1 protein-coding gene is annotated in these 676 nt (G+C 71.9%); it reads right to left on the minus strand.

Annotation, left to right across the window (positions count from 1 at the left end; all coding sequences use genetic code 11):
* A partial coding sequence (locus C7C46_RS33380; protein WP_220040753.1) for a sensor domain-containing protein occupies window positions 1-456 on the minus strand: 456 nt, incomplete at its 3' end.
* Window positions 457-676 lie beyond the last annotated feature (220 nt).

A 676-nucleotide genomic window follows, 5' to 3' on the forward strand; every position in this document is an offset into this window, starting at 1 on the left:
CTCCACCAGCACCCGGTGCGCCACCGCCAGGTAGCGGACCACGAACGGCAGCAGCGGCCAGCCGACCACCAGGAAGGCCAGGGTGACGGTGAAGCTGAGGACTCCCCAGGGCAGCAGCAGCACGCAGTAGAGCGCCGAGCGCCAGTTCAGCCCGGAGGTCAGTGCGGCGATCACCCGGCCCGCGGTGCCCGGGCGGGAGGCCACCAGCGGATCCGGCTCCTCCAGCCGGGCGCCCAGGTCGGCCCGGGCCCGGCGCCTGGCCACCGCCCCCAGCGCACGGCAGCCGCGCAACCCCAGGGCCAGCAGCGGCAGGCCGATCACGGTCACGCTCAGCGCGGTGCCGACCGAGAGCACCGTCACGGTGAAGACGAAGGCGGCGATGCCGAACGGCAGGCTCATGAGGTGGTGGCGGACCTCGCGCCACATCTGCGCGCCGTACAGCGGCCGGGCTTTCATCAGGCTCACTCCCCCTCGACGGTAGGGCCCGGGGTGCCGGGCGTCCCCCAGCTTGGCGGGTCCGGCCCCCGGTGCGCACTACGGGTGGGCCCAGTCCCGATCGGGGGTTAACCCCACCCCCGTGAGTCCATAACCTGTCTTGCGGGTCGGGCGGGGTTCCTGAGCGGAACTGCGGTGGTCATAGACTCAGCGCCATAAACGAGGTCATGGATAGGTAAAC

The organism is Streptomyces tateyamensis (assembly GCF_003205575.1).
Classification (GTDB): Bacteria; Actinomycetota; Actinomycetes; order Streptomycetales; family Streptomycetaceae; genus Kitasatospora; species Kitasatospora tateyamensis.